General features: G+C 39.9%; 7 protein-coding genes and 1 pseudogene. 3 read left to right on the forward strand and 5 right to left on the reverse strand.

Translation table 11 applies throughout. The annotated features are described in order from the left end of the window. From Q0037_RS09805 to topA, 5 genes and pseudogenes are all read right to left on the reverse strand, one after another. Window positions 1-722: pseudogene (locus Q0037_RS09805) on the reverse strand (gliding motility protein GldM); the annotation flags it as partial. A 53-nt stretch (window positions 723-775) separates the two neighbouring features. Then, window positions 776-1,405, reverse strand: coding sequence for a gliding motility protein GldL (gene gldL, locus Q0037_RS09810; protein ID WP_297517658.1), 630 nt, complete (start codon window positions 1,403-1,405; stop codon window positions 776-778). Window positions 1,406-1,466: 61 nt separating this feature from the next. Beyond that, window positions 1,467-2,879 (reverse strand): gliding motility lipoprotein GldK, encoded by a 1,413-nt coding sequence (gldK, locus tag Q0037_RS09815; protein ID WP_297517660.1) that lies wholly within the window; start codon window positions 2,877-2,879, stop codon window positions 1,467-1,469. 220 nt (window positions 2,880-3,099) lie between these two features. After that, window positions 3,100-4,251, reverse strand: coding sequence for a formimidoylglutamase (locus Q0037_RS09820; protein ID WP_297517662.1), 1,152 nt, complete (start codon window positions 4,249-4,251; stop codon window positions 3,100-3,102). Between the two features lie 6 nt (window positions 4,252-4,257). Then, entirely contained in the window at window positions 4,258-6,762 is a 2,505-nt protein-coding gene (gene topA, locus Q0037_RS09825) for a type I DNA topoisomerase (RefSeq protein ID WP_297517665.1), read from the reverse strand. 248 nt (window positions 6,763-7,010) lie between these two features. On the opposite strand from topA, the gene miaB reads away from it, so the two are divergent. The 3 genes from miaB to Q0037_RS09840 all read left to right on the forward strand — a co-directional run. Further along, window positions 7,011-8,462 (forward strand): tRNA (N6-isopentenyl adenosine(37)-C2)-methylthiotransferase MiaB, encoded by a 1,452-nt coding sequence (miaB, locus tag Q0037_RS09830; protein ID WP_297517668.1) that lies wholly within the window; start codon window positions 7,011-7,013, stop codon window positions 8,460-8,462. Window positions 8,463-8,465: 3 nt separating this feature from the next. Further along, the gene (locus tag Q0037_RS09835; protein WP_297517671.1) at window positions 8,466-8,969 is read left to right on the forward strand and encodes a YcxB family protein; all 504 of its coding nucleotides are present in this window, start codon (window positions 8,466-8,468) and stop codon (window positions 8,967-8,969) included. Window positions 8,970-8,980: 11 nt separating this feature from the next. Then, window positions 8,981-9,331: sigma 54-interacting transcriptional regulator (locus Q0037_RS09840; RefSeq protein WP_297517674.1), on the forward strand; the 351-nt coding region annotated here is incomplete at its 3' end.

Here is a 9,331-nt window from a genome sequence, read left to right on the forward strand (position 1 = left end):
AAGGCAACAATCGCTTGGAAGTTTTTCAAAGACATTGTCTCAATAGCAGCTTTTCCTAATAAGATTTGGTAAATATCTGCTTCTGCTTTTTTAATATCGTTTTGCATTAAAGCCAATTTTGACAAAGTAGCAATGGCTGGGAAACCTTTGAAATGGTAATCTAAATATTTTTTAGTTACACCCTCGCCATCCTTAACATCTTTTGTACCAAATTTAGCATCAATTTCGCGTACAATTGGAGTTAATTTTACATTTTCACCAAGTACTGCCTTCATGTCAGACAAGTATTTTGCAAAAGCACCTACAATTTCATTTCCTTTAGAAGAATAACCATCACCTTTAAACCATAGTTCGTCAATATTTGACTTATCCATAGCTTCATAAGGAAGTTTTCCAGTTTTTTCATCTAATTGAAAATCTTTTGTAATATCACCTTTAATTGTTTCTAAATAATCGTAAAAAGTTTTAGAAATTTCCTTAACACGAGTAGCTTGATCTAATGCGACTTTAAAGTTTGCATTTTCACCTGCTTTAGCAGCTAAAACTTGCAACATATCCTCATTTGCTTTTTTAGCTCCAGCGTTAACTTCTTCAAATTTTTCATCCATCAAACCAAACGCCGAAAGTACTTCTTTCGACATGTTTAATGCCAACATCGCGATGAAAACCAGGTACATAAGGTTAATCATCTTCTGTCTAGGGGTTAATTTTCCTCCTGCCATTTCTTCTAATTAGTTTTAATTCGTTAAAATAAATAATGAGCGTTTAAAACTAATTATCGGTTGCTCATTGCAGTTAACATACCTCCGTATACAGAATTTAACGACTGTAAGTTGGAAGCTAACGACTGCATTTGATCTTTTAATTTTAAGTTGTTTTCAGCTACTTCATTGTTGATTTGAGCATTTCGCTCAGCCGCTTGTAACTGCACTTGGTATAAACTGTTTAAGGTTTCCAATTGCGTAGCCGCTTTGGTCATCTCTTCAGCATATTTTTTAGTAGAAGCTACAGAATCAACCGTTGGAGAAATTGCTTTCGCAGCACCTTCAAAGTTCTTGATACTGTTTCCTAAGCTAGCCATCAATTCACCATCAATTTTAGCTTCTTTCAATAAGTTGTCTAATTTTTGTGATAACAAACCTTGAGCTTCTGCTGGGTTTTCTTTTTTATCACGTGCTTTAGCTTGACCTCCTGCTAACTCAGGATACACCAAAGACCAATCCAATTCTTTTTCAGGAGCATCAAAAGCAGAAAGACCGAAAATCAAAGCTTCTGTACTTAACCCGATGATCAACATCAAACTTGCTCCTGGCCAGTGCATCAATTTGAACAACGCTCCAATAATTACAACAGCTGCACCCATACCGTAGGTGAAATTCATAACTCTAGGTGGTAATAGTCCCATAATAATAATAATTTAGTTAGTTAAGTTTAATATAATTAAGTTAGTTAATATACAATTTAAATTAGCGGCGTCTTCCCGCTTTTCCAGCGTTACCGGTAACTTGCGTACCCATATAATCTTGTACGGTACGGAAACCAATGTAACTACGTGCTGTATCTTGGTATTCGAAATCACGTGTTCCTACTTGAAGGAAGTAGGCCACATCTTTCCAAGAACCTCCGCGCACTACTTTACGCTTGTTGGACGTATCTGGAACATTAGGGTTCATTGTAGAAACATATTCGTAGGCCCCTGCTTCATACGATGAATCGGTCCACTCCGCTACGTTACCTGACATGTTGTATAGATTGTATCCGTTTGGCTCAAATGATTTGGCTTCCACTGTGTACAACGCTTGATCTGCTGCGTAGTCTCCACGATTGGGCTTGAAGTTAGCCATAAAACAACCGCGATCATTTTTAGCATAAGGACCTCCCCAAGGATAGGTTGCTGATTCTAGACCTCCTCGCGCTGCGTATTCCCACTCTGCTTCGGTAGGCAAACGGAAGGAATTAACCAAATCTCTTCCTTTTTTCTTGGATTTGATGTAAACGTTTTTATTCAATGTTCTCCAAGCACAAAATGCTTTTGCTTGCTTCCAGTTCACCCCTACTACAGGATAATCTCCATAAGCTTGGTGCCAGAAATAATCATTATGCATTGGCTCGTTGTACGAGTACGCAAAATCTTTTATCCAAACTGTGGTATCTGGATACACTCTCGTTTTCTCATTACGGATAAACTTACTACGCTTACCCACTTTAGCTTTTGCTGCCGCTTGAATGTCCATCCATGAATAACGGAATTCTAATTTATTCACGTCAATCGTACGCAAACCGTTGTAGGATTCTGTAGCTGGCAAATACATAGAGTCCATTACCTCTACATAATATTCATCAGGGTATTTTTTAGTATCGGTAATCAATTTTACTTTACGATTCAAACGACGACCCGCATAAGGATCATCAGGTGTACCAACACTATAGTAATTCTCGTACATGTATTTGTCGTAAGGCGTCATTTTGGCTGGATCTTGATCAGCAAATGCAAAATCGCCGATACTTCCCCCACCTTTACCGCCTTTACCGGCACCTGGCTTTACACCTACCTCATCAGCTAAAATAGCCAAACGAACACGGATGACAGAGTCCTTAACCCATTCTACGAACTGACGGTATTCACTGTTCGTGATTTCTGTTTCGTCCATGTAAAAGGAACGAACCGTCACTGTTTTCGTAGGCGCATCTTGTACATTAGCTAAATCATCATCTGATTTACCCATGATAAAAGCTCCACCAGGAACCAATGTCATTCCGTAGGGTTTTTCGGGATGCCATTTTTTACCCTTAACTCCTACTAATTCGCCCTTGTCACTGGACTTCCCACAGCTGGCTAATAGGGTTAAAACAGATGCAAACGCAATGAACTTCTTCATATAACTTGGGTTAATTTATATTATTTTTTTTGAGGCCGTAAACCTATCTATTATTTTTCAAAAAAACAATTATTTGCTTCTTAAATTTTTTTTCACAAATCAAAAATACAACTTAAGTTGAATTGACAATGAGAAAATGTCGATTAAGTGCATTTATTTATCGCTAAAAAGCAACTTTGATAATTTTTGAAATATATTTCTTACAAAAATTGCTTGGTTGTTACAAAATACTCTTTCGTTGTGCTTTCCACCAACGTTCGGGGAACTCTTGATTGCAAGCGGCCAAATAATCGTCATGAGTACAGGGCAATAACGTGTTTTTATGTAGCTTATTGTGAATGTTTGAAAAAAATGGAACTTCTATCCACCAACGATCGGTTTTGTTACTCTTATAAAACACGATTTCCTCATTTTCAAAGGGTACAATATACTTTAAATAATGTTCCCGACTTCCAAAGGGATATTCATTAGAACGGAAATTCACCCCTTCCATAAAATACCAAATAATTTGGGCAATGAGTGGAGCTTCTTGAGAAGTTGCTTGATGGTTAAAAATACCAAAGGCACTCACTTTATCGCTAATTCCTGCATAACGCGCCAAAGCACAGATTTCTTTTCCGCTAAATCCGTTCGGTTGAAAATCGATAAAATTCCCTGAATCCGACGATTTCACCGAAGTCATATCCAAACTCACTAAATCAGCATCTCGAAAAACGGGCTCGGCAAGTGCCACTTGAGCACTGACATCCCCTAAACGGTATGCATCAAAGTATAATTTCTCTATTAAGTCAATTTCTTCTTGCGAATTATAATACGTTTGATACCCAATATTACTGTAATTAAACAAATTCGTAGGTTCTTCAACTATCATTTTGGATAAATACGCCAACGCTGGAATGCTGTCGTCTTGTTTGCCAAAATCAAAACGGTTATCAATAGCAACCAAATTGACCATTTGCTCCAAATCATCATACCCTCTATAAACGGCATAAGTAAGGTCTTGAGAACCTCCTATAATAATAGGTACAATTTTATTCTTCAACAATTTAGAAACCACCTTTCGCAAGGCATAATAGGTATCCTCTGGAGAATTTCCGGGATTGATATCGCCCATATCGGCCATAATTTTATTCCAATTTCCGGGAAACAATCGATACAATTGCATTCGTATTTCGGAGAGGTCCTCGAGCGCTACAAAACTTTGCGCTCCTCTATTTTCTGGCACTCCAACAATAGCTATGTCAATTTGGGTGACATCGGGAAAAGCCTCTTGAGTGTGAAAAACAACTTTTTGTCCCAATTGTTGTGAAGACAAACGTTTGATATCTATGATCAAATCGGTCTCCAATGGGGTTAGAAAATCAAATTCCATAACCTTTTATTTCTTTTTGGTTGTTGCTGTTTTTTTGGCAGGTGCTTTCTTGGCAGGAGCTTTCTTTGCTGGTGCTTTTTTATCCAACAGAGCTTTAACCTCCTCCAGAGTCAACTTTGCAGCATCAATATCCTTGTTTAATTCTATCTTAATTTTACCTTTTAAAATCACGGAACGTCCCCATCGTGCCTTTTCGATACGGATTTTCTCCTCGGGCCATTCTTGAAGTACTTTCTCTTCTTCTTTTTGGAGTTTTTCTACAATCAAATTCTGAATGTCTTCGTCGGAAAGATGGTCAAAATTGTACTTTTTGCTGACATTAATAAACATCCCATTCCATTTAATGAAAGGCCCAAAGCGCCCTACCCCTTTTTGTACGGGCAACCCATCGTAAGAACCGATTGGGGCATCGGCTTGGTTCTTTTCATCAATTAATTGTTGCGCCAATTCCATAGTAGCATCCATAGGATCCATTCCTTTGGGAAGCGAAATAAACTGTTTACCAAAACGCACATAGGGTCCGAAGCGCCCATTATTCACCTCAATTTCTTCCCCTTGATACACCCCTAATTTTTTGGGCAATTCAAATAAGTTTAACACCTCTTCAAGCGTTATGGTACTGATGTTTTGATCTTGACGTAAACTGGCAAACTGTTTAGCCGTATCTTCTGCATCGCCAATTTGTGCCATAGGTCCAAATTTTCCCAAACGCACCGAAACGGGTTTTCCTGTTTTGGGATCAGTACCTAAAATACGTTCCCCACTTTCACGATCGGCATTTTGCTCCACATCGACTACATTGGGGTGAAAATGCTTGTAAAAATCATTCATCATTGCCGCCCAATCACGGTTCCCTTCTGCAATTTCATCGAAATCTTGCTCTACTTTAGCCGTAAAATTATAGTCGAGAATCGTCTCAAAGTTTTTTACCAAGAAATCATTCACGATAATCCCAATATCGGTGGGCACTAACTTCCCTTTATCTGACCCAACATTTTCGGTCAAGGTTTGTGTAATGACCTGATTGTCTTTCAACACTAATTGCTGGTATTTTCGCTCTTGGCCTTCAAAACTTCCTTTCTCTACATAATTTCTTCCCATGATGGTTGAAATCGTAGGCGCATAAGTCGAAGGGCGTCCGATGCCTAATTCTTCTAATTTTTTAACCAAAGAGGCTTCAGTATAGCGGCTTGGGGGACGCGAAAAACGTTCGGTGGCCGATATGTGTTGGTTTACCATGCGCTCACCGACTTTCATGGCAGGCAACATTACTTCTTGCTCATCTTCTTCATCATCATGGCCTTCTAAATAGACTTTTAAAAAGCCTTCAAATTTGATCACCTCTCCTGAAGCAATAAAAGGTTCTGAATGCGAATTGGCCAGAATTTTGGCTTGGGTTCGCTCCAATTCGGCATCACTCATTTGTGAAGCAAGGGTTCGTTTCCAAATCAAATCATACAATCGTGCTTGATCACGGTCCAAATCAACCGAGTGGCGTGACATATCGGTGGGACGTATCGCTTCGTGGGCCTCTTGCGCGCCTTTGGACTTGGTGTTGAAATTGCGCGGTTTGCTAAATTCAGGGCCATAATATCTTGAGATTTCCGCTTTAGCGGCTGCCATAGCTTCTTGCGATAAGTTTACGCTGTCGGTACGCATGTAGGTAATCAAACCTGCTTCGTAGAGGCGTTGTGCAATTTGCATGGTAATTCCCACAGGAAGGTATAACTTACGTGCCGCTTCTTGTTGCAACGTTGACGTCGTAAATGGGGGCGCAGGTGATTTTTTGGCCGGTTTCGTTTCTAAATCGCCTACTGTATATTCAGCTCCGATATTTTGAGATAAAAATCGTGCCGCTTGTTCTTGGCTTGAAAAGTTTTTAGCCAACTTCGTTTTGACAACTTTCCCTTTTTCATTCGCAAATTCTGCAGCGATACTGAAAGAAGGTTCAGCTTTAAACGCTTGAATTTCACGTTCCCGTTCGACAATTAAGCGAACAGAAACCGACTGCACGCGCCCCGCTGAGAGTCCCCCTTTCACTTTTTTCCATAAAACGGGCGAAAGCTCATACCCTACCAAACGGTCGAGTACACGCCGGGCTTGTTGTGCATTGACTAAATTATAATCGATACCTCTTGGATTTTCGATCGCTTTTTGAATGGCGGTTTTGGTAATTTCATGAAAAACAATGCGTTTTGTTTTTTGGTGATCCAACTTCAGTTCTTCTGCCAAATGCCAAGAAATCGCTTCTCCTTCACGGTCCTCATCGGAAGCCAACCAAACCATTTCGGCCGATTTAGCAAGATCTTTGAGTTTTTTAACCAAGGCTTTCTTATCGGGAGAAACTTCGTATTTGGGCTTGAAGCCATTGGCAACATCTACTCCTATTTCCTTGGAAGGTAAATCGGCAATATGTCCATAACTCGACTCCACCTGAAAATCTTTCCCAAGAAATTTTTCAATGGTTTTGGCCTTGGCAGGCGACTCTACAATCACTAAATTTTTTGCCATTCATTGTTTTGTTTGGGGCAAAAGTAGGTGTTTTTTTTAAATTCCAAGAGGAAGCGTTTTCAATTGCCTATGTATGTTATGTCAAAAGACACCTATTTACTATTTGGATTTATCTCCTTTTTTACTCAAAATTTGGGTATAGTGTATAAAATGACTTCCTCTCAAGATTAACACTGCCATCTTGTCATATATTTGATTTTAGTATTATCTTTGCAGTCCGTTTCACGCAATTGAACGGCACAAGGTCGATGGAAAAAGAAATTAACGAAAGTATACAAGGACAAAGTTTGATTCTCGACGAACGTCAAGGAAACACCAAAAAAATGTTTATCGAAAGCTACGGCTGTCAGATGAATTTTTCAGACAGTGAGATTGTGGCTTCTATTTTGGCCAATGAAGGGTACAATACGACCCAAAATTTGGAAGAAGCCGATTTGGTTTTGGTCAATACCTGTTCGATTCGTGACAAAGCGGAACAAACCGTTCGCAAGCGTTTGGAGCAATATAATGCGGTAAAAAAAATCAACCCTTCGATGAAAGTGGGTGTTTTGGGATGCATGGCCGAACGCTTGAAAGAGAAATTTTTGGACGAAGAAAAAATTGTTGACATGGTGGTAGGACCCGATGCCTATAAGGACATTCCCAACCTTTTAAAAGAGGTGGAAGACGGTCGCGATGCCATCAATGTAATTTTGTCGAAAGAGGAAACCTACGGCGATATCGCCCCGGTGCGTTTAAACAGTAATGGTGTTAATGCCTTTGTATCCATTACGCGAGGCTGTGACAACATGTGTACTTTTTGCGTTGTTCCTTTTACCCGTGGACGTGAACGCAGTCGTGAACCGCAAAGTATTCTGGCCGAAATTCAAGATCTTTGGGATAAAGGCTACAAAGAGGTAACGCTTTTGGGACAAAATGTGGACAGTTATCTATGGTATGGCGGCGGGTTAAAAAAGGATTTTGTCAAAGCTTCAGAAATGCAAAAAGCGACGGCGGTCAATTTTGCACAACTTTTAGACCTCTGTGCTACTCAGTTTCCAAAAATGCGTTTTCGCTTTTCCACTTCCAACCCACAAGACATGCATTTGGAGGTTATCGAAACGATGGCCAAGCACCATAATATATGTAAGTACATTCACTTACCCGTTCAAAGTGGAAGCACACGAATTTTGGAAGCGATGAATCGTCAGCATACACGAGAAGAATATATGGCATTGGTCGATAAAATTTACGAAATCATTCCTGAGATTTCGTTATCGCAAGACATGATTGCTGGCTTCCCGACAGAAACAGAGGAGGATCATCAAGACACCTTGTCCTTAATGGAATATGCCAAGTATGATTTTGGATTCATGTTTGCCTATTCAGAGCGCCCAGGAACATTGGCTGCGCGCAAAATGGAAGATGATGTGCCGGAAGAGGTCAAAAAACGACGTTTGAATGAAATTATCGCGCTTCAACAAAAATTAGGATGGGAACGAACCCGTCGCTTTTTGGAACAAGAAGTCGAAGTGTTGATTGAAAAAGAATCGAAACGTTCGGATGCGCATTGGAGCGGACGTAATTCGCAAAATACGGTAGTCGTTTTCCCTAAAGAAAATTATAAACCCGGGGACTTTGTCATGGTTAAGGTAACCGACTGTACCTCGGCAACACTCATCGGAGAGGCCATTGGCTATGCTGAGCGAATGCAATCGTAAATCATGGAAATTCATATTCAATACCGACCCGATTTGCAAGAAATGGCCTTGGCTACGCGGTATGTATTATTTGAAAAAACTATCGTGAAATTCCTGCTTTTTACCGTAGGAATTTTATTGGGATGCAGTCTTTTTGCAGCGCTTTATTACCGACTTCCTGAATATTGGGTGGCTTCGTTTAACGGTTTGCTCTTGGTAGGCATTGGACTTCTAATTTACGGTTATTTTCTTTGGACGTTGAAACGGTCGTTGTTGCATAACCCAAAAAATCAAGAACTGCACCAATTGCGTTTGAACGAAAAAGAAATCGAACAAAAAGGAAGCAGTTTTCAAGTATCCCGAAGTTGGCATTCGATTTACCAGGTGAAAGAAACCAAACGCTGGTTTTTAATTTACACGCATCATAATTCAGCTTTACCTATATTTAAAACGCAACTCCAACCCGACCAAATAGAAGCCATCCGGACGCTTTTAAAAGCAGTATCCGTAAAAAAACAATTGCTTTAATTCCTTGACTTATGGAAAGTGTACAAAGTATCAAACAACGATTTGAAATTATCGGAAATGACGCCAAATTGAACCGCGCCATAGAAAAAGCAATTCAAGTGGCACCCACCGATATTTCGGTGTTGGTGGTCGGAGAAAGTGGTGTAGGAAAAGAAAGCATTCCGAAGATTATTCATTCCCTTTCGCATCGTAAACACGGTAAATACATTGCGGTCAACTGCGGGGCCATTCATGAAGGCACCATTGATAGTGAACTTAAAAAAAAAAAAAAAGGGTCGTTTACTGGGGCTACACAAACGCGCGAAGGCTATTTTGAAGTAGCCGATGGCGGCACCATTTTTTTGGATGAAGTAGGCGAATTA

The sequence above is a fragment of the Flavobacterium sp. genome, from assembly GCF_027482425.1.
In the GTDB taxonomy this organism is placed as follows: Bacteria; Bacteroidota; Bacteroidia; order Flavobacteriales; family Flavobacteriaceae; genus Flavobacterium.

Excerpts from the sequence above, each read along its gene's own strand:
- gldL (WP_297517658.1), bottom strand. The coding sequence starts at position 1,405 with ATGGGACTATTACCACCTAGAGTTATGAATTTCACCTACGGTATGGGT.
- gldK (WP_297517660.1), bottom strand. The coding sequence starts at position 2,879 with ATGAAGAAGTTCATTGCGTTTGCATCTGTTTTAACCCTATTAGCCAGC.
- Q0037_RS09820 (WP_297517662.1), bottom strand. The coding sequence starts at position 4,251 with ATGGAATTTGATTTTCTAACCCCATTGGAGACCGATTTGATCATAGAT.
- topA (WP_297517665.1), bottom strand. The coding sequence starts at position 6,762 with ATGGCAAAAAATTTAGTGATTGTAGAGTCGCCTGCCAAGGCCAAAACC.
- miaB (WP_297517668.1), top strand. The coding sequence starts at position 7,011 with ATGGAAAAAGAAATTAACGAAAGTATACAAGGACAAAGTTTGATTCTC.
- Q0037_RS09835 (WP_297517671.1), top strand. The coding sequence starts at position 8,466 with ATGGAAATTCATATTCAATACCGACCCGATTTGCAAGAAATGGCCTTG.